19 protein-coding genes are annotated in these 21,469 nt (G+C 38.0%); 7 read left to right on the top strand and 12 right to left on the bottom strand.

From position 1 onward, the window contains the following. Positions 1-104: 104 nt before the first annotated feature. From WAO84_RS10090 to WAO84_RS10050, 9 genes are all read right to left on the bottom strand, one after another. The gene (locus tag WAO84_RS10090; RefSeq protein WP_340065508.1) at positions 105-1,448 is read right to left on the bottom strand and encodes an HlyD family secretion protein; all 1,344 of its coding nucleotides are present in this window, start codon (positions 1,446-1,448) and stop codon (positions 105-107) included. A gap of 3 nt (positions 1,449-1,451) precedes the next feature. Beyond that, the gene (locus WAO84_RS10085) at positions 1,452-3,656 is read right to left on the bottom strand and encodes a peptidase domain-containing ABC transporter (RefSeq protein WP_340065506.1); all 2,205 of its coding nucleotides are present in this window, start codon (positions 3,654-3,656) and stop codon (positions 1,452-1,454) included. Between the two features lie 167 nt (positions 3,657-3,823). Then, positions 3,824-4,333, bottom strand: a complete 510-nt coding sequence (locus WAO84_RS10080; RefSeq protein WP_340065504.1) for an OmpH/Skp family outer membrane protein — start codon at positions 4,331-4,333, stop codon at positions 3,824-3,826. A 22-nt stretch (positions 4,334-4,355) separates the two neighbouring features. Continuing rightward, positions 4,356-5,207, bottom strand: a complete 852-nt coding sequence (locus WAO84_RS10075; protein ID WP_340065502.1) for an OmpH/Skp family outer membrane protein — start codon at positions 5,205-5,207, stop codon at positions 4,356-4,358. Between the two features lie 38 nt (positions 5,208-5,245). Then, the gene (gene bamA / locus WAO84_RS10070; protein WP_340065501.1) at positions 5,246-7,822 is read right to left on the bottom strand and encodes an outer membrane protein assembly factor BamA; all 2,577 of its coding nucleotides are present in this window, start codon (positions 7,820-7,822) and stop codon (positions 5,246-5,248) included. 7 nt (positions 7,823-7,829) lie between these two features. Continuing rightward, a complete protein-coding gene (locus WAO84_RS10065; RefSeq protein WP_340065499.1) occupies positions 7,830-8,570 on the bottom strand; it encodes an isoprenyl transferase in 741 nt (246 codons plus the stop codon). 9 nt (positions 8,571-8,579) lie between these two features. Beyond that, positions 8,580-9,266 carry a type IX secretion system protein PorG gene (gene porG, locus WAO84_RS10060; protein ID WP_340065497.1) on the bottom strand — a complete coding sequence of 229 codons (687 nt, stop codon included), beginning with the start codon at positions 9,264-9,266 and terminating at the stop codon, positions 8,580-8,582. 99 nt (positions 9,267-9,365) lie between these two features. Further along, positions 9,366-10,250 (bottom strand): NAD kinase, encoded by an 885-nt coding sequence (locus WAO84_RS10055; RefSeq protein ID WP_340065496.1) that lies wholly within the window; start codon positions 10,248-10,250, stop codon positions 9,366-9,368. 9 nt (positions 10,251-10,259) lie between these two features. Continuing rightward, complete coding sequence (locus tag WAO84_RS10050; protein ID WP_340065495.1) at positions 10,260-10,922, bottom strand: CBS domain-containing protein; 663 nt, start codon at positions 10,920-10,922, stop codon at positions 10,260-10,262. Between the two features lie 100 nt (positions 10,923-11,022). On the opposite strand from WAO84_RS10050, the gene WAO84_RS10045 reads away from it, so the two are divergent. From WAO84_RS10045 to clpX, 6 genes are all read left to right on the top strand, one after another. Then, positions 11,023-11,736 (top strand): pyridoxine 5'-phosphate synthase, encoded by a 714-nt coding sequence (locus tag WAO84_RS10045; RefSeq protein ID WP_340065494.1) that lies wholly within the window; start codon positions 11,023-11,025, stop codon positions 11,734-11,736. Beyond that, positions 11,737-12,507, top strand: a complete 771-nt coding sequence (locus WAO84_RS10040; protein ID WP_340065493.1) for an alpha/beta fold hydrolase — start codon at positions 11,737-11,739, stop codon at positions 12,505-12,507. It begins immediately after the preceding gene. A 77-nt stretch (positions 12,508-12,584) separates the two neighbouring features. Then, positions 12,585-12,935, top strand: coding sequence for a phage holin family protein (locus WAO84_RS10035; protein WP_340065492.1), 351 nt, complete (start codon positions 12,585-12,587; stop codon positions 12,933-12,935). Between the two features lie 105 nt (positions 12,936-13,040). Continuing rightward, positions 13,041-14,366, top strand: coding sequence for a trigger factor (tig, locus tag WAO84_RS10030; RefSeq protein WP_340065491.1), 1,326 nt, complete (start codon positions 13,041-13,043; stop codon positions 14,364-14,366). Between the two features lie 84 nt (positions 14,367-14,450). After that, entirely contained in the window at positions 14,451-15,110 is a 660-nt protein-coding gene (clpP, locus tag WAO84_RS10025) for an ATP-dependent Clp endopeptidase proteolytic subunit ClpP (protein ID WP_340065489.1), read from the top strand. A gap of 49 nt (positions 15,111-15,159) precedes the next feature. Next, positions 15,160-16,389 (top strand): ATP-dependent Clp protease ATP-binding subunit ClpX, encoded by a 1,230-nt coding sequence (clpX, locus tag WAO84_RS10020; protein WP_340065488.1) that lies wholly within the window; start codon positions 15,160-15,162, stop codon positions 16,387-16,389. Between the two features lie 30 nt (positions 16,390-16,419). On the opposite strand, the gene WAO84_RS10015 is transcribed toward clpX, so the two are convergent. Beyond that, positions 16,420-17,931, bottom strand: coding sequence for a GH3 auxin-responsive promoter family protein (locus WAO84_RS10015; RefSeq protein WP_340065754.1), 1,512 nt, complete (start codon positions 17,929-17,931; stop codon positions 16,420-16,422). Between the two features lie 43 nt (positions 17,932-17,974). Between WAO84_RS10015 and WAO84_RS10010 the strand changes: the two genes are divergently transcribed. Then, positions 17,975-18,766, top strand: coding sequence for a DUF2797 domain-containing protein (locus WAO84_RS10010; RefSeq protein ID WP_340065487.1), 792 nt, complete (start codon positions 17,975-17,977; stop codon positions 18,764-18,766). 15 nt (positions 18,767-18,781) lie between these two features. Here the strand turns inward: WAO84_RS10010 and WAO84_RS10005 are convergent, their stop codons facing one another. Further along, positions 18,782-21,055, bottom strand: coding sequence for a TonB-dependent receptor (locus WAO84_RS10005; protein ID WP_340065486.1), 2,274 nt, complete (start codon positions 21,053-21,055; stop codon positions 18,782-18,784). Between the two features lie 169 nt (positions 21,056-21,224). Further along, a complete protein-coding gene (locus WAO84_RS10000) occupies positions 21,225-21,461 on the bottom strand; it encodes a hypothetical protein (protein ID WP_340065485.1) in 237 nt (78 codons plus the stop codon). Positions 21,462-21,469: the final 8 nt, after the last annotated feature.

Genomic DNA, 21,469 nt, shown 5'->3' with positions numbered 1-21,469 from the left:
TACTTGTTCTCCATAAAAAGAAAGGCTTACTTTTTCTGAAACTTTTTAATCCCCGGCTCTCACCGGGGATTCTTATTTTGTTTTTTGGTTTCCTTTCCGTTCTGTTAGGTGGCTCCTAACACTTCCCGAAGTTGATAAAAAATACGTTGTAAAATAGTTAATTCTTCTACAATTATCTCTGCCGAACCCTGCATTTCCTGTCTAAATTCAATTTCTTTATCATAAGAGGTTTCCAGTGTATTGATATCGACATACATGGCATAATACGGAGCCTCTGATCCTGCTGCCTGTTTAGGCACGTCTGATATATTGGTGATACGGCCCCGTAAACTGCCCCATTCCTGATTAGGGTAATTATCAAGTTTAATGATGACTTCCTGCCCCAGTTTTACTTTACCTGAATTTTGAATAGGCATAGATACCTTTCCTATGAGTTTCTGATAGTCTGATGGTACAATGGTAAAAATTACTTCTCCCGCAGTAACGTTCTGGTATTTGTTCCAGATATCAAAAATGGTGATCCTTCCGTCTATGGGGCTCTTAAGAATAAACATCTGTTCCCAATTCCTGATCTCATTGAACAAATTCTGATACGCTTTTTCAAGCTGTTGCCTGTAGTTATTACTAAACTCTTCGCCCTGTATATTGGTTTGGGTAAGCATATTGTTATTGTTGGCAATCGAGATCTCTGTATTAGAAATAGCTGTTTCCAGATTTTCATAACGCTGACGGTCTGATAAATAGGCACGGGAAGCATCTTCAAACTCTGATTTTGACAGTACTCCTTTTTCGTAGAGCGTCCGGCTCCTTTCAAAAGCAGCTTTTGAGAATGTTAATTCTTCATTAAAAAGTGATAATTGTTTTCGTTGTTTAGACAATAAATCTTTCTGTTCTTCTATCTGTTTTTTAATAACTACCGACTCCCTCCTATTGGGCTCAAGGGTATTAAAAAGGATATAGTTTTGATACTCGGTAATAAATGCCCCATAGGCAGTTTGTATAGGCCCTAACTCCAGTAAAGAAGGAAAAACTAAACGCAAAGAATCTATGTTATAGATGGAAGGAACAAAGTTTTCAATTTTACTTTTCAACAGGTACACATCATCAAAATTTGCTGTATTCTCTATCTCTGCCAACACTTCTCCTTCTTCTACCATTTGATCGGCTTCTACAAAAATATTGGTAAGCCTGCCCGAAGTTTTGGCAGCGAGATAGACCGGAGGATTCTCTGAGGTAATCACAATACGTGCCGGGATGATATCATTATAACTTATTAAAGCCGCTCCCAGCAATATGACGATCACAATAATGAATACTACGGTAATACCCCATTGTATTACCCAATTAGGGGCTCTACCCAGGATCTCTTTTACCTGATCTGAACGTTCGTCCAGTGCTTCAAGCTTATTTTTTTTCTTCTTTTCGGTTTTTTCTTCTTCTTCAGCCATATACTAATTTCCTAGTTCTAACTGGTTTTTTACCAATGTGTAATAAGAACCTCTTTCTTCTGTTAACTCTTTATGGGTTCCCCGTTCAATGATTCTTCCCTGATCCAGCACTATGATCTGGTCTGCATTTTTCACTGTACTTAAACGGTGTGCTACCACCACTACAGTTTTTCCTTTATAGAACTCCTGCAGGTTTTCCATAATTACCTTTTCATTGTTGGCATCTAACGCGCTGGTTGCCTCGTCAAAATAAATAAATTTGGGATCTTTATACACAGAGCGGGCAATAAGGATACGTTGCTTCTGTCCGCCACTAATGTTCACTCCACTACTACCTATTTTAGTATTAAAACCAGAGGGTAATCCTTCAATAAAATCATCAATATTGGCTACGTTTACGGCATGTTGCAATCGGGCTTTATCTGTAATTCCCTCAGAATCAGATTCTGTAATATTACGGGAAATAGTGTCTCCAAAAAGAAAACCATCCTGCATAACCGAACCACATGATCTACGCCATACATTAGTGCTTATATTACTCAGTTTAGTGTTTCCTACTAAGATATCGCCATTAGTAGGTTCATAAAACTTCAACAATAATTTTATAAGGGTTGTTTTCCCACTACCACTTGCGCCTACTATAGCTGTCACTTTTCCTTCGGGAATCTCAAAGTTAAGATCTTCCAGAACCCATGGTGAAGAGGGCCCTCCATAACGAAAACTCAGGTCTTTTAGTTTTATACTTTTATCTTCCGGGAGTTCTCTCACAAAATCTTCATCTCTACTTTCCTCATCGTCTTTTAGGTGAATTTCTGCCAGACGCTCCAAACTTATTTTAGCATCCTGTCCGGTTTGAATAAATGAAATGAAGTTATTTATGGGTAGGTTAAGCTGCCCAATGATGTATTGTACAGACAGCATCATACCCAAGGTAAGATCTCCATTGATCACTGCCCGGGCTGCAATAAACGTTATTAATATGTTCTTTAATTCGTTGAGAAACTGCCCACCGGTATTTTGGGTTTGTGAAAGCGCCAGTCCTTTAATAGATATTTTGAATAACCGAACCTGGATAGCTTCCCATTCCCAGCGTCTTCTTCGTTCTGAACCGTTTAATTTTATTTCCTGCATCCCTGAGATAAGCTGGTAGAGGCTACTTTGATTGTCTGATGATTGATCGAACCTCTTGTAATCCAGTTCTGCCCGTTTTTTCAGAAATAAAAGGGTCCATCCTATATAAGCGATCGAACCTACGAAAAAGAGCAGAAAAATAGTTAAGTTGTAATAGGCCAGGATAACTCCAAAGATCACAAAGTTAAATGCGGAAAACAGTGTGTTTAGTGTGGTTGATGACAAAAAGTTCTGAATACGGTTGTGATCATAAATACGTTGGATAATATCTCCCGTATTTTTCGAATCAAAGAAAGCAATGGGCAACCTCATTAATTTAATAAGAAAATCTGAGATAAGGTTAATGTTGATCCTGCTGGTCATATGCAGTAATATCCACCCTCTTATAAGCTCTACTGTAGTTTGTGAAATAAACAGCGTTAATTGCGCCAGGAGAATAAGGTACACAAAACCCAGATTTTGATAATTAATACCATAATCTACCACTGCCTGGGTTAAAAAGGGAAATATAAGCTGTAGTAAACTACCTACTACTAATCCTAAAATTAATTGGGCAATATATTTTTTATAAGGGCGAAAATACCAGAATAGGAATTTAAAACCATATTCCTTTTTTTCATCGGGGTCAACATTATAGAACTCGGGAGTTGGCTCCAGAAGTAGCAAATACCCTTCTGAGCTGTCTATATCTGCACTCTTTCCTATCCACCCCTGTATAAAATCATTTTTATGGTATTTTACGAGCCCGTGTGCCGGGTCTGCAACGTAAACAGTATCTTTTTTAATTTTATATACTACTACGAAGTGCCTTTGCCTCCAATGGGCAATACATGGTAGCGGTACTTCTTCATCGAGCGTTTTGTAATCTATACTTACTGCGAGCGTATGAAGGCCTATATCTTCAGCAGCTTCTGCAATGCCTCCTAATGAAACGCCTTCTCTGGTAATATTCGCTCTTTTACGCAAGAAATCAATAGGAATTGATCTTCCGTGATGCTTAGCTACCATTCTTAAGCAGGTAGGGCCACAATCCATTTGATCCAGCTGCTTATAAAATGGGAACTTTCTTAACTTCATATAAATATTTTAGCTATAAAAATATTACAATTATTTGGATTACCTACTAATAGCTCCAATATTAAGAAATACTTAAGAAGTAAACTCTGCATCTATAAAAAGAAACAACCTGCCTAACAAAGTAGGCAGGTTGTATTCCTGATTTTACCTTTAGAAGATATACTATCCTAGAACCCTAGTTCCTGCTTTACATCTGCCATAAGGTCTTTACCGTCTGCCAGGATCACAGAGCCTCCCGTACTTGCATCAAGTACATATTCATAACCTTGTGCACGCGCTACTTTTTGTATGGCTGCGTTTGCTTTTTCAAAAATAGGCTGTAGTAATTCTACCTGCTTTTTCTGGAGTTCCTGCCCGGCCATTTGTTCTGCCTGACGAATACTCAATTCTTTTTGTCTTACTTCCTCTGCACGTTTCTCGTTCTCTTCATTGGTTTTAGACGGTGCTTCATTTTGATACTTGGTATAAAGGCTTTGCAATTCTTTAGCCGAGTTCTGAAGATCTGCTTTATACGTCTGTTCCAATTTTTTAATTTCTTCCTGCGCTGCTTTGGTTTCCGGCATTTGATTTACCAACTCTTGTACATTAATATGAGCAACTTTGCTTTGTGCATTCGCAAAACTGGCAGCTCCTACAACTAATGCAACAGCAATTACAAAAGATCTCAACTTTCTCATGGTATTACTAATTGTTTAAGTGTTATTTTAAATTATTATCATTTTCATCGGACTCATCTTTATTTTTTTGGTCCTTCTCTTTTTTCTTCTTTTCTCTGGCTTCCTGGGCTGCTTTCTTTTTGGCTTCCCGCTCAGCAAGCAATTTTTGCCTACGCTCTTCGTATGCTTTTTTAAGCTCTTCTCTTTCCTCTAATCGTTTTTGCCTTCTTTCTTCTAAGGTTTTGGCCTTTTCCTGCCTCATTATTTCTGCTTCTTCTTCTCTGGCCTGCAAGGTAGGATTGGGAGAGGCATCTTCAAACTTATCTTTTTCACTCTCTCCGGGAGGAGTATTCCTTCCTTTTCTCTCGTCCTGCTTACGTGTTCTGTCAATACTTCTTAAAACCAGGTCGCTAATATCGTAACTTTTATTTGAATACAGCATAACCACGTCTGCAGATTTATCAAAAATAAAATCATACCTTCTTTTGGCCGCAATATCCTGCACTGCATTAAACACCTGGTCTTGTATGGGCTGCACCAGTACTCTTTTTTGAATCACCAGATCGCCCTCGGGACCAAAACGGTCCTGCTGGTACTCCAGCATTTCTTTTTCCAGTATATCGATTTCTTCTTGTCTTTCATCAATAAGCTCTTTCGTGAGAAGTACTTTTTCTGCATCCAGGTCTTTCTTCATCCGATCAACCTCACTCTTTTTTTGCTCGATCTCTATCTTCCACTTTTGAACTCTTGAAGCCAACTGCTTATTTGCTTCCTGGTATTCTTCCACATTTTCCAGTATATATTCCATGTCTATATACCCAATACGAACTCCTCTTTGTGCCTGCAGCGCTCCTGCTGCAAACAGTACAAGGAGAATAAAAACCTTTGTTTTCATAAGCTTGCATCTTTATGATAGAAAATATCGTGCCAAAGTTAAAACTGTTGACCAATAATAAAGTGGGTTTCCCAACCGTTTGCTCCGGTGGCTCCGGGTATAGGATCAAATCCGTACCCAAAATCAATACCCAATAAACCAAAGGCCGGCATAAAGATCCGTATTCCAAATCCGGCCGACCTGTTAAGATCAAACGGATTATAATCCCTAAAATTGTCAAAGGCCTGACCTCCTTCGAGAAATGCTAATCCGAAAATAGTGGCAGAAGGATTAAAAGTGATCGGGTAACGAAGTTCCAGTGATAACCTGTTATAAATGGTAGAGCCATCATTATTAGGAAGACCGGTTTCCTCGTTTATGGTCCTGATAGACTGGTTGGGATATCCTCTTAAAGCAATATTCTCTCTTCCGTCGAGTGTAAAGTTCCCTAAACCATCACCTCCCAGGAAGAAACGCTCAAAAGGAACAACGCCTCTGTCATTATTATACGCACCTAAGAAACCAAATTCTGTTTGGGTCTTTAATACCAGTTTATCAATAATATTGGTGTACCATGCACCATTGAATTTTACTTTATAGAATTCCAACCAGCGAAAACGCTGCTGGTCTATTTCTTCTACCCGATTCCGGTCATTATCGGCCAGTGCCTGTTCTCTTTCTTCGCTCAATGCGCTGTAATCGGTATTGTCAAATAATGAATAGGGCGGTGTAAGTTTAGCCGTTAGGCTAAATTGTGACCCCCCCATAGGAAAAATAGGGTTGGTATAAGTATTATTTCTGCTTATACCAAACGTATATGATATGTTATTTGAGAAACCGTCTCCAAAGGTAAACAACCCGGTATTATAATTCTTGAGGTCATAGTGCTGGAAGCTCAAAGAGTGTGAAATTGTAAAAAAGTTATCTGGCCATTCCAGTCTTTTAGCCAACCCGAATGTAATACCGGTAATGAGGAAACGACGATCTCTGTCAACATTTATTCTTCCGTTATTGGTAAAACGGTCAAACAAAAAGTTTACGGTATGTGACAGGGAAGCGGAAAACTGAACGGGTTTTCTTCCTCCAAGCCAGGGCTCTGAGAATGAAAAACTATAGGTTTGGAAAGCCTGACTTGCCTGTAGTCGCAAAGCAAGACTTTGCCCGTCTCCCATAGGTATAGGTTTGTATGCATCTTTTTTAAAGATGTCTTTAATAGAGAAGTTACTAAAGGAAAGTCCCAAAGTGCCTATGAAACCACCGCCACCAAAACCTCCCTGAAGTTCTATCTGGCTGGAGCCACGTTCAACAACACTGTATTGTACATCTACGGTACCTGCATTAGGATCGGCATTTTGAATATCAGGTACTACCTGTTCCGGGTCAAAAAAGCGCAATTGCCCTAATTCACGTATGGTACGTATAATATTACTTTTGTTGTATAGCTGTCCGGGTCTTATACGTAACTCTCGATAGATCACGTGGTCATTGGTCTTTTCATTACCTACGATACGTACATTATTAATGTATGCAGGTTTTCCTTCGATAATACGTATTTCAAAATTTATGGTGTCGTTTTCTGCGGAGACCTCTACCGGGTTTATACGGGAAAACAAATAACCATTGTTTTGATAAAGGTTGGTAATATCTTCAGCATCGGGTTTGGTATTATCTGCAATACGCTTTTTCAGCATTACCCCGTTGTATGTATCTCCTTTTTCAATTCCAAGAAGTGTTCTTAACTGTTCATCAGTATAAGCCGTATTACCTACAAAATCAATTTCTCCAAAATAATATTTATTCCCCTCTTCCAGAGTAATGCCAATATCCAGGGTATTCTTTTCGCGGTCATACACTACGGTATCTGAAATAATACGGGCATCTCTGTATCCTTTTTCTTTATAGGCATCTACTATAGAGACAAGGTCTTCTTTAAAATCTTCAGGAATGTATTTTGACTTTTTCCAGAAACGCAAGGGCACTTTGCGCTTGGTATTTTTCATGGCCGACCTTAGTTTCTTGTCTTTTAGCTTTTCATTCCCTTCAAAATTAATTCTCCTGATCTTTACTTTATCGCCTTTGTCTATGTTCACCAGCAATTTGAGTGCGTTTGCTTCAGTAGTATCTACTTTGCTTACCAGATTAACTTTGGCATTTAAAAACCCTTGTTTTTTGTATTTGTTTACAATATAGTTTTTGGTATTGGTAAGAAAGCTTTCTGTTAATTTCTTTCCTTTTTTGAGTTCGGTGTCTTTCACTATCTCCTGTGCCTTTCGCTTTTTTATACCCGTAACTTTCACTTCTGACAATGTAGGCAGTTCTTGTATATCTAGCTCAAGAAAAACACGGTCTCCTTCTATATTGGTAATATAGAGGTTAATGTCGCTAAATAATTCGAGTTTCCAGAGTTTATTAAGCACTTTACTAATCTCCTCACCGGGAATGGTAATTACTTGTCCTTCTCTCAGGCCTGTATAAGCCACTACGGTTTGCTCATTGTAACTTTTTATACCGGTTACGGTAAGTCCGCCAAGGATATATTCTTTCCCTTTGTCAAAAGGGATATCTTGTGCGGTCATGTTTTGTTGGTTTAAAAATAAAAAGGCCAGGATTACTAGACTAAAATATCCTCTCAGCATGATATTTTTAGTTAAGTTGTTCGCTTGTTTTTCCAAATCTCCGTTCTCTATTTTGATAGTTTAATATGGCTTTAAACAAATCTTCTTTTGTAAAATCGGGCCAAAGAATATCGGTAAAATACAATTCGGCATAGGCTATTTGCCACAATAAAAAATTGCTTATTCGGTGCTCTCCACTGGTACGAATAAGCAGGTCTACGTCTGGCAGATCATGCGTGTAAAGATGTGCATTAATAATCGATTCGTCAATATTTTCTAAAGAAATTATATTATTTTTAACTTTGGAACACAGTGAGATAAAGGCATTTTTAAGTTCTTCTCTTGCCCCATAGCTAAGCGCAAGTGTAAGTGTCATTCTATTATTATGGGCCGTTTTTTCTATTACTTCTGAAAGTTCTTTTCGGGCGGTTTCAGGGAGGTTGTTTAAGTTCCCAATACTTTTTAGCCTGATATTGTTTTCATTGAGAGTTTTCATTTCTTTGCGCAGCGCGTTCACTAACAGTTTCATAAGGGTATCTACCTCTAGTTTGGGGCGATTCCAGTTTTCTGTAGAAAATGCATATAGCGTTAAATAATCTACTCCTAATTCAGCACAACCCTCTACCACCTGTTTAACAGATTTGGTGCCGTTTTCATGTCCGAAAATGCGAAGCTTACCTTTTAATTTAGCCCAGCGACCATTGCCATCCATAATGATCGCAATGTGCTTTGGAAGTTTCTTTGTATTTATTAGATCTTTCGCATTCATTCTATCAAACTACTCGTAGCAGTAATAACATGGCCTCCTGCCAAAAGTATATGTTAAGGTAAATCCTGTAAACACGTACCAGTCATCACTAAATATATTTCCAAACCTAAGGTCTCTATTATTACTTACATCCGGATTGCTACCATCCAGATTATCGGTAAACGCATATCTTGCGCCTATCTCTGCACCCAATACCAAGTGCTGGCCAATTTTACCTTTTACTCCAAGGGTCATTGGAATTGCAAATGTATTACGATTTCCATTATCTACGACCTGATTTCCTTGAAAAAAGAAATCGGAATGGTTAAGGTATGAGATCCCCCCATAAATATAGGGTGTAAACGGCTTTCTGAAATTATGCAGGTTGAAAGGTAAAAAATTAAATTCCATTCCTATAGAAAATTCAGTAACATCACTACTAAACTCCAAACCCCGTTCTTGCCGTGATCTTATATCCGAATCAGCATCATTAGCCGCTAGCCTGGAAAAAAGTATACTTGCCCGGTATGAATACCTGCTACTTTTATTCCACTTATAGATCACCCCCAGTGCGAGGCGATTAGGGTTTATATAATCAGTAGCACCTACATCACCAATGTAATTGCTTCCTCCTGAAAAGATACCAATTTCATGTATTTGAGAATTAACGGAAAACATCCCCATGATCAGAAAAAACAAAAGCACTATTCCTCTCATAAAACTTAAAGTTTGCAAATATAACAATTATGATTGCTCAAGGGCAATTTCACACAAAAACGATGTGTTTGATAAACACTTTTTGTACCTTTTTATTGTTTAATTGCGTTTGTCCTCTCCCCATAAAAGCTTTTTTCTCAGGGTTTTTAAAAAACTTTCAGAGGTTAACTCAATCATTTTAATAGAAAAGGGGGCTTTTTGTATACAAATTTCGGTTTCGTTATCCAGAGTTGCTATACGGGAATCCAGTGAAACCAGAAAGCTTTTCTCTCTTCCGGATACTTCAAGCTTTATTTGCTTATCATCCGGAATAACCAGGGGCCGTGCATTTAAATTATGAGGTGCTATGGGGGTGAGTACAAAGGCACAAGTTTCCGGGGTAATTACCGGCCCTCCACAGCTTAAGGAGTACCCGGTAGAACCTGTAGGCGTAGAAACAATGAGACCGTCTGCCCAGTAAGAAGTAAGATACTCATCATCAATACTGGTAGCTACTGTAATCATGGAAGTAGTATTCTTTCTGCTAACCGCTATCTCATTGAGCGCAAAACTAAGTTCTGACAGTTCTTTATTTTCGGGCCTGGTCTGTATCTCGAGAAGGCTTCTTTTTACTATACGGTAATCATGCTTAAAAACCTTATCAATAGCTGCGGAAATAAATTCTTTTTGAATAGTAGCCAGAAAACCGAGCCTTCCCGTATTGATACCCAGAACAGGGATCCCCAGATCTCTTATATAAAGTACTGTACGTAAAATGGTACCATCTCCTCCTATACTAAAGAAAAAATCAAAAGACGTGTCCAGATCCTCATAATTATCAAAAACCTGATAATCCCCTTCGAGCCCTACCTCTTTTTTAAGAATAGAAAGATACGAGCGCTCTATAATAATGACTGCTTTTCTGGCATGGAGCTCGTGCAATAAACTCTGGATACAACCGTCTGACCCTTCATGATAGAACTGGCCGTAAATTCCAATTTTCATGATTTTCTTTTAAATGTTAAGAAATTTTCTGAGGTAATTGGAGCGTTCTTTAAGGTCTTCTATATACACATCATCTTCATTACCGGAGATGATATTATACCCATAGCGCCTTAATGATTGAAGGATAGATGTGAGTCCCACACTACCTCCTACTTTTAGTGTTACCTGAATGATATCATCCCGACTGTCTGAAATAAATGCTCCCAGAAGTTTTCCATCAGCGGTTTCTACAATCTGAGAAATTTCGCTAAATGAATAGTCACGAATACCTTTTTCTATAATAATAATACCTCCGGGCTCATATAAAAAAGGCGTTTCATTAAACAGCGTGATAATATCTATAAGTTCATAATATCCCACATATTCATTGTTCTCTCCTATTACCGGCATTATGTTTGCATTGTGTTGTGCAAAAGCTTCCAGTACATCCAGCCAGTTGGTGCTTCTACGAACAAAAAACGCATGAAAGGCATATGAGTATTCTTTTATTTTTTTGGAACGATCAAAAGCCTGAACATCGTCTTCCGAAATACAGCCCAAAAGAAAACCATCTTCTACCACGGGTAAATGCGTATAGGTAAGGCTTGTGAACCCGGCAATAACTTTTTCCACCGTTTCTTCCGAAGTTAACGGCTCAACATCATAAAGTATATAGGAGTTTATTTTTATCATAACTACTCTTATGGGTGGCAAATTAATTAATTTATATGACAAAAAGAGATACCTACTTCGTATTTTTGATATCATTTTACATATTCATAATACTGCATAGATGACGAAACTTAGTGTAAACATTAATAAAATTGCTACTCTCAGAAATGCCCGGGGCGGCAATATGCCCGATCTATTAAAGACGGCTACTGATATTCAGGAGTTTGGCGCACAGGGTATAACCATACACCCCAGACCAGACGAAAGACATATACGTTATAATGATGCACGTGATCTCAAAACTTTAGTATATACCGAATACAACATAGAAGGGAATCCTGTAAAAAAGTTTATTGACCTTGTTATAGAAGTACAACCTACTCAGGTAACCCTTGTTCCTGATGCTGAAGATGCTATTACTTCCAATGCAGGCTGGGACACCATTACCCATGAGCATTTTTTAAAAGAAATTATAAGTGACTTTAAAAAAGCAGGGATACGTACATCCATTTTTACAGACCCCATACCTGAAATGGTAGAAGGTGCTGCCAAAACAGGAACTGATCGTATTGAACTCTATACAGAACAGTATGCTGCTTTGTATTCTAACGACCCTGAAAAAGCGATTACTCCTTATCGGGAAGCAGCACGCATAGCCAATGAACTAGGACTGGGAGTTAATGCCGGACACGATCTTAATCTGGACAATATTCGGTTTTTCAAAGAAAATATACCGGGATTACTGGAAGTATCTATAGGCCATGCGCTTATTTGTGAATCCCTGTACCTGGGCCTGGAAAATGTAATTACCATGTACCTGAACAAACTTTCATAAATGTCACAGCTTTTACACAGTAAAATATTGGGCAAAGGAACGCCTCTTATCATTCTCCACGGGTTTCTGGGTATGTCTGATAATTGGAAAACCCTGGGTAATCAATACGCCCAATCAGGTTTTGAAGTACACCTTACCGATATACGAAATCACGGCAGGAGTTTTCACTCTCCCCACTTTACGTATGAGCATATTATGAGTGATCTGGAGTATTACATGAAGTACTACCATCTTAGTAATGCAGCTGTTTTAGGCCATTCAATGGGAGGAAAAGCCGCTATGTTTTTTGCCACACAGTTCCCGGAGAAAGTCAATAAATTACTGGTAGCAGATATTGCTCCAAAATACTATCCGGTTCATCATCAAACCATATTAGAAGGGCTCAATACACTTCATCTTAACCAAATTCAAAATCGTAACGAAGCTAATGAACAACTCAGCCTCTATATTCCGGATTATGGAACGCGACAATTTTTGCTAAAAAACCTGTATCGTGTGGACAAAGACAACTTTGGCTTCCGGTTTAATCTGGAAACCCTCACCAAAACCATTGATAATATTGGTGTTTCCTTACCAGATACCTTTACTTATAAAGGCCCGGCTCTTTTTTTAAGAGGTGAGAAATCAGATTACATTGTTGAACAGGATCAGTATGTTATTCAGAAGCACTTTCCGGAAGCGCGTATTGAGACCATCAAATCTGCAGGGCATTGGTTGCATGCTGAAAACCCTGCTGATTTTTTGACCACCTCTTTAAAATTTTTTAAATAGGCTCTCGTTTTATGTAATGTGTAACAATTCACCTATATAAAAACTGTTTTGTATATTTAAAAAGTAAAAAAACAACCATGAAATATCTTATCAGAATTCTTTTATCTGCGCTGGCTGTAGTAGTTTTATCCAAAATACTACCCGGGGTTTTTGTAGAAAGCTATTTAACCGCTATTATTGTAGCTTTGGTACTGAGCTTTCTTAACTTTTTAGTAAAGCCCATACTTATTATACTTACACTTCCGGTTACTATTATCACACTGGGCCTGTTCCTGTTAATTATTAATGCCCTTATAATTGTTTTTGCAGATAAGCTTATTGACGGTTTTACGGTAGATAGTATTTGGTGGGCACTGCTTTTCAGCTTACTGCTTTCACTGTTTCAATCTATTCTTTTCTCATTGCTTAAGGAAGACCGTATAGATTAACATATCCTTTGAATTTCAAGCGCTTAAAAACTTGTTCGACTGGCAAAAAAGCACTAATTTTGCAAGCCGTTTTAAAATGGCTAGTTTAAATTATTAAAATCAATCATGGATATAACCAGAGAGCATATTGACGATCTTAATGCAATCGTAAAAGTAGCTATCAGCAAGGAAGATTACAGTGATAAAGTAGATGAAATATTAAAAGACTATCGCAAGAAAGCTAATATTCCCGGCTTTCGAAAAGGCCATGTACCTTTGGGCCTGGTAAAAAAACAATACGGACGTGCCGTATTGGTAGATGAAGTAAATAAGTTACTTCAGGATGCCCTTGAAAAATATCTGACAGAAGAAAAGCTGGATGTTCTGGGTAATCCGCTTCCAAGACAACAAGATGATTTTAACTGGGAGGCAGAAAACTTCTCATTTGAATTTGAACTTGGCCTGTCTCCGGAATTTGAAGTGGAATTAGCATCTAAAAAACCTATAACGCAATATAAGATTGTGGCCGATGATAAAATGATCGATCGCCAGATCGAGAGTATGCGTAAACAATACGGAAAACTCATTACCAAAGAAACCGCCGAAGAAAGTGATGAGATTACCGGAACTTTTCTTAATGAAGAAAACAATATTAATAATAAAACCACCTTCCCTTTATCGAGAATAAAAGGTAAAAAGAATACAGACCTGCTTAAAAATGCGAAAAAAGGGGATGAAATTACCCTTAATACCAAAGGGCTTTTTGAAGATGATCATGACCTTATGCGCCATCTTAAACTAGATCATGAAGGAATTCATGACCTGAAGGCAGAGGTTGTTTTTAAAGTAGAGGAAATAAATGGTCATGAGCTTGCTGAGCTTAACCAGGAATTGTTTGATAAACTTTTTGGGAAAGATACGGTTACATCGCTGGAAGAAATGAAGGCACGCATAAAAGAAGATGCCGAACAGCAGTTTAAGCAACAGGCAGACCAGAAACTCATAAATGATATGACCACCTATCTGGTAGAGAACACTAAGTTTGATCTTCCTGCCAACTTCCTGAAAAAATGGATACAAGTAACGGGTGAGGCAGAATTATCAGAAGATGAAGCATCTCAGGAGTTTGAAAAATCAGAAAAAGGCCTGCGTTATCAACTTATAGAGAAGAAGATTGTGCAGGAAAACGACCTACAGGTATCTTTTGATGAGCTTAAAGAATTTGCCAAAGGTTTTATTAAAGCACAAATGGCTCAATTCGGACAAGTTAACCCTTCCGAAGAAGACCTTGAAAATATTGCCTCCAGAGTACTTTCCAATCAGGATGAAGTAAGACGCCTTTCAGACCAGTTAATGAGTCATAAATTATTAGAGGTCTATAGAGAAAAAGCCAATTTAAAGTCTAAGGAAATAACTTACGATGACTTTATAAAAGAGGTATATGGAGATTAATTTTGTAAAAAATATTTTACCTATATTTAAGCGTTGAATAAGGTTTAACGCTTTTTTCGATAAAAACCATTTTTGAAAAAATTTATGGACTACGGAAAAGAATTTAAAAAATATGCCACCGGCCATCACGGAATTAACAGCATGTATTACGACAAGATCGTGAGCAGCATGACTCCTTATATAATAGAGGAACGCCAGTTAAATGTAGCACAAATGGATGTTTTTTCCCGTTTAATGATGGACAGGATCATTTTTATGGGAACCGGAATAGATGACCAGATCGCTAATATTATACAGGCACAGTTGCTTTTTCTTGAAAGTGTAGATGCTTCCAAAGACATTCAGATATATATCAATTCTCCCGGAGGAGGTGTGTATGCAGGCCTCGGTATTTATGACACCATGCAATTCATAAAACCCGATGTTGCTACCATTTGTACCGGTATTGCGGCCTCCATGGCCGCGGTATTGCTTTGTGCCGGAGAAAAAGGGAAAAGAAGCGGGCTCACACACTCAAGGGTTATGATACACCAGCCGCTTGGAGGAGCTCAGGGACAGGCCAGTGATATTGAGATCACTGCCCGTGAGATCCTGAAGCTGAAAGATGAATTGTACCAGATCATCGCAAAACATTCAGACCAGCCTTTTGATAAAGTTTATGAAGACAGTGACAGAGATTACTGGATGAAAGCCGGGGAAGCAAAAGAGTACGGAATGATCGATGAGATCCTGGCACGAGAATAAAATAAAAGTATCGGGTTTTTTAGAAACCGGATGTTAGACACAAAATAAAATGGCAAAAGAAGAACTGGAATGTTCGTTTTGTGGTAGAAAGAAGCCCGAAACCAACCTGCTTATTGCAGGACTGGATGCTCATATTTGCGACCGTTGTATTGAGCAGGCACATGGTATTGTTCTGGAAGAGTCCAGGCAATCTCGTACCAATGAGCTTTCCCAGGAGTTAATCCTAAAAAAACCCCGTGAGATCAAGACTTTTCTTGATCAATTTATAATAGGCCAGTCTGCTACCAAAAAAGTAATGTCTGTAGCCGTTTATAATCACTACAAACGACTTTTACAACCGGGCGGTGACGATACAGAAATTCAAAAGAGTAACATTATTATGGTAGGGCAAACCGGTACCGGAAAAACCTTAATGGCCAAAACCATTGCCCGTATGCTTAATGTTCCTCTTGCTATTGTAGATGCTACCGTACTCACAGAAGCCGGTTATGTGGGAGAAGACGTTGAAAGTATTTTAACCCGTCTTTTACAGGCTGCCGATTATAACCTGGAAAAAGCAGAAAGAGGTATTGTTTTTATTGATGAGATCGATAAAATTGCAAGGAAAAGTGATAACCCCTCCATTACGCGTGACGTTTCCGGTGAAGGGGTACAACAGGCACTGTTAAAGTTACTGGAAGGTACTGTAGTTAACGTTCCTCCTAAAGGAGGGCGAAAACATCCCGATCAAAAATTTATTGAAGTAAATACCGAAAATATTCTTTTCATAGCAGGTGGTGCTTTTGACGGTATTGAAAAAATTATCACCAGAAGACTTAATATGCAGGCCGTAGGTTATAGCGCATCTAAAAGTGAAGATGCCATAGACCAGTCTAACCTGTTGCAATATATTACTCCAAAAGACCTGAAAGATTTTGGACTCATACCCGAAATAATAGGAAGACTGCCAGTTCTTACACATATGGACCCTCTGGATTCAAAAACTCTGAGATCAATATTAACAGAACCAAAAAATGCCATCATCAAACAGTACACCAAGCTGTTTGAAATGGATAATATAAAATTTAAGATCACCGGTGATGCCTTAGATTATATTGTTGAAAAGGCTATTGAGTATAAACTGGGAGCACGGGGTCTTCGCTCTCTCTGCGAGGCCATCCTTACCGATGCCATGTTTGAGCTTCCAAGTTCAGAAGAGAATAATCTGGAAGTAAACAGGAGCTATGCAGAAAAGAAACTCTCCAAAGCCAGGTTCAAAAAATTAAAAGCAGTATCATAACAAAAAAAGCGGATTTATCACCCGCTTTTTTTAATTCATACGAATTAATTCTTCAAGGTAATCCCTCTGATTAGACAATCTTGGGATTTTGTGCTGCCCTCCCAGCTTATCTTTTGTTTTTAACCAGTCGTGAAATAAATTCTTTCTCGCTGTTTGCACCATGGGTTTATTAAGTGTCATATTGTTGTAGCGTTTGGCTTCATAATCAGAGTTAAGTGCTTTCAATGCATTATCAAGCAACTCTGAAAAATAACCTATATCTTCCGGATGTTTTCTAAATTCAATGAGCCATTCATGAGACCCTTTTTCTTTACCATTCATAAAAACAGGAGCTACCGTATAGTCAACAATCTCACTATTTGTTTTTTCGCAGGCCTTTTTCAAAGCTTCTTCTGCATTTTCAATAATAAGTTCTTCACCAAAAACATTTATATGATGCTTTGTACGGCCGGTTACTTTAATACGATACGGGCTTATGCTGGTAAACCGTACCGTGTCACCAATAATGTAACGCCATAATCCTGCATTCGTAGTAATTACCAGAGCATAGTTCTTATTCTTTTCTACTTCCCAAAGTGGTATTACTTTTTGCTGAGGAGTTCCGTAGGTATCCATGGGAATAAACTCATAAAAAATACCGTAATCTAACATAAGCAGCAACTCATCAGAATCATTACTGTCCTGTATGGCAAAAAAACCTTCTGACGCGTTATAAATCTCATAATATTTAAAAGAGTGGTCTGGCAGCAACTTACGATATTGCTCCTTATATGGGTTAAAACTCACTCCCCCATGAAAATACACTTCCAGATTTTCCCATATTTCAAAAAGATGCGACTTTTTGGTTTCTTCCAGTACCTTGTTTAGCAACACTAACATCCATGAGGGTACACCTGCCATACTGGTAACATTTTCACGGGTACTCTCTTTTATGATAGCCTCAAGTTTTGATTCCCACTCACTCATAAGTGACACACGATTACTGGGGGTGCTACTCAGTTCGGCCCAAAAGGGAAGATTGTCAATAATAATAGCTGAAAGATCACCAAAAAAAGTATCATTATCTTCATAAAGTTCTTTACTACCTCCTAAACGCAAACTTTTCCCGGTAAATAATCTGGAGTCTTCATTGTTATTGAAATATAAAGACAGCATATCTTTTCCGGCTTTAAAATGGCAGTCTTCCAGAGCTTCACTACTCACGGGGATAAATTTGCTCTTGGCATTGGTAGTACCACTACTTTTGGCAAACCACTTTATAGATGTAGGCCAGAAAACATTTTGTTCGCCTTTACGGGTACGCTCTATTAAGGGTTCAATTTGCTCATATCTATTTACCGGTACCAGATCCTGAAACCGCTCATACTTATTAATAGTACTAAATCCATGCTGTTTACCGTACTCAGTGTGTTGAGAAGTAGAGAGTAATTGATGAAGCAATTCTGTCTGTACTTCTGCCGGATATTTCATGAACAGCTCCATTTGGTGAATACGCTTTTTAAGAAGCCATGATGCAATAGAATTGAACAGAGGAATTGGCATATTTACATTATCTTTAGGCACTAAAAATAACAAATCTTTTAGCATGTTTGAAGGAGTTTTGACAAAAATGAGAACTGAGTTTGGTACACCTATACAGTATTATCTAAATATGAAAGGTGATTTTATTCATATGAACCAGGCATTAGACAAAAAGGTTAACATCTCTTTCATTAAGTACGAATGCCTGAACTGCCACCTAGACCGCCCTATTTATCGACAGGGGTTTTGCAAAAATTGCTTTTTTGAAGCACCTCAGGCAGCAGACTGGGTATTAAAACCAGAGCTTAGCAAAGCGCATTTGGACCAGGAAGAGCGTGATCTGGTCTTTGAGAAAAAAATGCAACTACAACCCCATATTGTGTACCTTGCCAACTCCAGCGATATTAAAGTAGGCGTTACACGCAAAAGTCAGGTGCCTACACGATGGATAGACCAGGGAGCTCATGAGGCCATTGAAATAGCCGAAGTTCCCAATCGGTATCTGGCAGGGATTACTGAAGTTGCGCTAAAAGCACATATTGCTGATAAGACAAACTGGCGAAAAATGCTTACCAACCAGATAGAAGATAAAGATCTGTTTGAATATCGTGAAAAATTAAAACCTTTTATTCCGGAAGAAGCCTCTGAATATTTTATTAGCAGCACCCGGGAAACGGCTTTGGAGTTTCCGGTATCGCGTTATCCCGTAAAACCTAAAAGCCTGAATATGGAAAAAACACGGGAGTATGAAGGTACCTTAAAAGGGATCAAGGGGCAATATCTTATTTTTGAAGATGATACCGTTTTTAATGTTAGAGGAAACGAGGGATATTACGTAAGCTTATCAGTTTCGTAGTTCGCATGTAATTAACTACTCTACAATTATATCTTTATTATCAATTTTATAGTTATCAAAACGGTCGTCAAAATCTTTTCCAAAAAAGTATGTTAAGGTTAAAATAAAGTTCGTGGTCTTATTACTGGTAAGTATGAACTGGTTAAACGCATCAAAATTACTGCGTTCTATTCTTTCTGTGTTAATGGCAAACAGATCCTGATAAGTAAAACGTACTTCAAGATTATCTTTAAACAAATTAGTTCTTAGATTGATATTCATTCCCGGAAAGGTAGTAACTCTTGAGATCAAAGAGTATACGGGTCCCGTGAAATATCCGGTAAAGGAAACATTGAGTTTGTTTTTAAAAAGATTTGAACCAAAATAAAAATTGGTATTAAAGGTATAGCCATCATTTTGTTCGGTGAGGGTCTCTCCCGGCGAATTGTTGAATTCATGATACGCAAGACCTACATTTAAGTTGGTAAAAATCTTCTTGAACAGCCTGGTACGTGCCGCAATATTAAAACCGGTAGTACGATAACTCGCTGCATTTTCAAGCGACTTGATCAGTACACCATTCTCAGAAGTTTCATAAGCATTAGTGATCAGCCCGTCAGTAGAGGCAGTAAACAATCTTAAAGAAAAGTAATTTCGCTTAAAAAACTTGCTAATGCTTACAAAGTAATAATCTCTTACCTGGGGGTCCAGTTCGCTGTTACCTCTTTCCAGTAATCCCGGATTTATAAAAATCTCATTTTCGTTCAGGTCGTCTGCACCCGGTCTTATTATTTTTCTGGAGTATCCTGCCCTAAGGTCCACATTTTTATTGAAATGATAGACTGTATTGATCGTAGGTAAAAAAAAGAGATAGGTATCTCTAAATGTTTCGTTTTGGTTTCTGGTTTCATCCAGAGAGAAGGCTATGTTATATGAAAATCGTTTTGACCAGGTGACATCAAACTCAACAAAACCATTGATAATACGTTGAGAGACACTAAAATCCGCAGCCAAAAAATTAAAATCCCTGTCTATTACTTTTAGCCCAGTATTGAGCGAAGCTGATTTACCGAATAACTTCCAGTTCCTGTGTTCATAACTTATTACACCTGTTAACTCATTAGTAGAAGATTCAACATCATTCGATAAACCATCTCCAAAATCAAAATTATTAATATCATCATAGTTAAAATACTTACCTCTGATGAAAAGACGACCATTGCTTCCTATTTTTTGCACAAAGGCAGATGCAATATCCCATCTGGTATTCTTTTGCCTGCTAAATGTTTCCAGGTTCTCATTGTCGCCTTCAGAGCTTTCAAAAAACCCGCTACCCGCATTGGTAAAACTGTAGCTTGAAAGACCTGATGACAGTAATAACTTAGACTTATCTGATATCTTAATACTGGCATTGGTTTCAAAGAATTCCTGATTTACATCAGCAGTTGACAGGGTTTGTTGTCTGTAAAACCCTCCATCTGTATCCTGTCTGTCAAGTTTATAGTCAATGAGTTGTTCATTACTCAAATTCCAGAACATAGACGTAACGATCACATTTTTGCTTTTATATGACAATGTGGGTGCCGTACTTACATACTCATTTCTAATTCCGGCAGCTCCTTCTAAAGTTCCTTTAAGAAAATGTTCTATTTTTTGTTTCAACACAATGTTAACGATAGCACCGGTAAAATCAGCTCCAAAAGAGGCCGACGGGTTTGAAATAACCTCTACTCTGTCAATATCATCTGCCTGTACTGTTCTTAAAAACTGTAGGTTTGACTGAATACCATCAATGAGTACCGATCCTTTGAGGGTACCTTCAACAAAAATCTGATCATCCTGAATGGATACCGAGGGTATTCTATTCAGCACATTGGTCGCTCTGGAGTTTTTTATAAAATCTTTTGAATTAACTTTGAATGAAGTTTTGTAGGCACTGGTACTTACATTTTTTTCTCCTGTTACCACTACTTCTTCCAGGTTTTGAACGATTTTTTCAGTGAGATGAAAATTTACTTCTTCGACGGCTTTTGAAATGGTAATTCTTTTTTGTGAAGGTTCATAACTCATAAAAGAAGCAGTAAGCACAATGGTGTCCTGGGTACTTATCAATATCTCATCAAACTTATAATTACCTTTTTGGCCGGTAAGGGCATACTTAACTGTTCTATTTGTTTTTAATTCTATCAAGGCACCTTCCGCGGGTTCTTTATCTATGGTAACCACTCCTAAAACGGTTACGTTGTTTTGAGAAAAAATAATACCACTAAACAATAAAAAGAATACTGAAGTTAATTTTCTGATAGTCATTATAAAAATAAGGAGAGTTTAGTACTTCGAGACTTTGAAATCTTCATTGAGAAGTACTTTTCATGAAGGATTCATTCACCAGGATATAATGTCAATATACCCTAAAGAATTAGGCTTTTTTATGAACAAAAACCCCTCTAAAACATTAGAGGAGTTTTCAAAACATGTTTTATCTTGCTGGATCTATGGTCCAGCTACCGTTTAGCTTAACACCACCCGGAGTTGTTCCGCAATCACCAGTTCTTCTACATCCTTCTGTAGGCTGTTGATCTGTGTCTAAATCAGTAGAAATATCTTGATTTGCTACCTGATACTGATTTCCATTTGTAGCCTGAACGTCGAACGAGCTGAAGGTAGCCAGCGTAATACCTGCTGCCACTACCATTACTTTTAGATAGTTTTTCATAATTAAAA

Source organism: Ascidiimonas aurantiaca (assembly GCF_037646345.1).
Lineage (GTDB): Bacteria > Bacteroidota > Bacteroidia > Flavobacteriales > Flavobacteriaceae > Ascidiimonas > Ascidiimonas aurantiaca.
Note: the sequence above shows the minus strand (reverse complement) of the source record. Positions and strands in the feature narration are given on the sequence as shown.

Excerpts from the sequence above, each read along its gene's own strand:
- WAO84_RS10015 (WP_340065754.1), bottom strand. The coding sequence starts at position 17,931 with ATGCCAATTCCTCTGTTCAATTCTATTGCATCATGGCTTCTTAAAAAG.
- WAO84_RS10010 (WP_340065487.1), top strand. The coding sequence starts at position 17,975 with ATGTTTGAAGGAGTTTTGACAAAAATGAGAACTGAGTTTGGTACACCT.
- clpX (WP_340065488.1), top strand. The coding sequence starts at position 15,160 with ATGGCAAAAGAAGAACTGGAATGTTCGTTTTGTGGTAGAAAGAAGCCC.
- WAO84_RS10040 (WP_340065493.1), top strand. The coding sequence starts at position 11,737 with ATGTCACAGCTTTTACACAGTAAAATATTGGGCAAAGGAACGCCTCTT.
- WAO84_RS10065 (WP_340065499.1), bottom strand. The coding sequence starts at position 8,570 with ATGAATGCGAAAGATCTAATAAATACAAAGAAACTTCCAAAGCACATT.
- porG (WP_340065497.1), bottom strand. The coding sequence starts at position 9,266 with ATGAGAGGAATAGTGCTTTTGTTTTTTCTGATCATGGGGATGTTTTCC.
- tig (WP_340065491.1), top strand. The coding sequence starts at position 13,041 with ATGGATATAACCAGAGAGCATATTGACGATCTTAATGCAATCGTAAAA.
- WAO84_RS10085 (WP_340065506.1), bottom strand. The coding sequence starts at position 3,656 with ATGAAGTTAAGAAAGTTCCCATTTTATAAGCAGCTGGATCAAATGGAT.
- WAO84_RS10075 (WP_340065502.1), bottom strand. The coding sequence starts at position 5,207 with ATGAAAACAAAGGTTTTTATTCTCCTTGTACTGTTTGCAGCAGGAGCG.
- WAO84_RS10000 (WP_340065485.1), bottom strand. The coding sequence starts at position 21,461 with ATGAAAAACTATCTAAAAGTAATGGTAGTGGCAGCAGGTATTACGCTG.
- bamA (WP_340065501.1), bottom strand. The coding sequence starts at position 7,822 with ATGCTGAGAGGATATTTTAGTCTAGTAATCCTGGCCTTTTTATTTTTA.
- WAO84_RS10045 (WP_340065494.1), top strand. The coding sequence starts at position 11,023 with ATGACGAAACTTAGTGTAAACATTAATAAAATTGCTACTCTCAGAAAT.
- WAO84_RS10080 (WP_340065504.1), bottom strand. The coding sequence starts at position 4,333 with ATGAGAAAGTTGAGATCTTTTGTAATTGCTGTTGCATTAGTTGTAGGA.
- WAO84_RS10035 (WP_340065492.1), top strand. The coding sequence starts at position 12,585 with ATGAAATATCTTATCAGAATTCTTTTATCTGCGCTGGCTGTAGTAGTT.
- WAO84_RS10050 (WP_340065495.1), bottom strand. The coding sequence starts at position 10,922 with ATGATAAAAATAAACTCCTATATACTTTATGATGTTGAGCCGTTAACT.
- WAO84_RS10005 (WP_340065486.1), bottom strand. The coding sequence starts at position 21,055 with ATGACTATCAGAAAATTAACTTCAGTATTCTTTTTATTGTTTAGTGGT.
- WAO84_RS10055 (WP_340065496.1), bottom strand. The coding sequence starts at position 10,250 with ATGAAAATTGGAATTTACGGCCAGTTCTATCATGAAGGGTCAGACGGT.
- clpP (WP_340065489.1), top strand. The coding sequence starts at position 14,451 with ATGGACTACGGAAAAGAATTTAAAAAATATGCCACCGGCCATCACGGA.
- WAO84_RS10090 (WP_340065508.1), bottom strand. The coding sequence starts at position 1,448 with ATGGCTGAAGAAGAAGAAAAAACCGAAAAGAAGAAAAAAAATAAGCTT.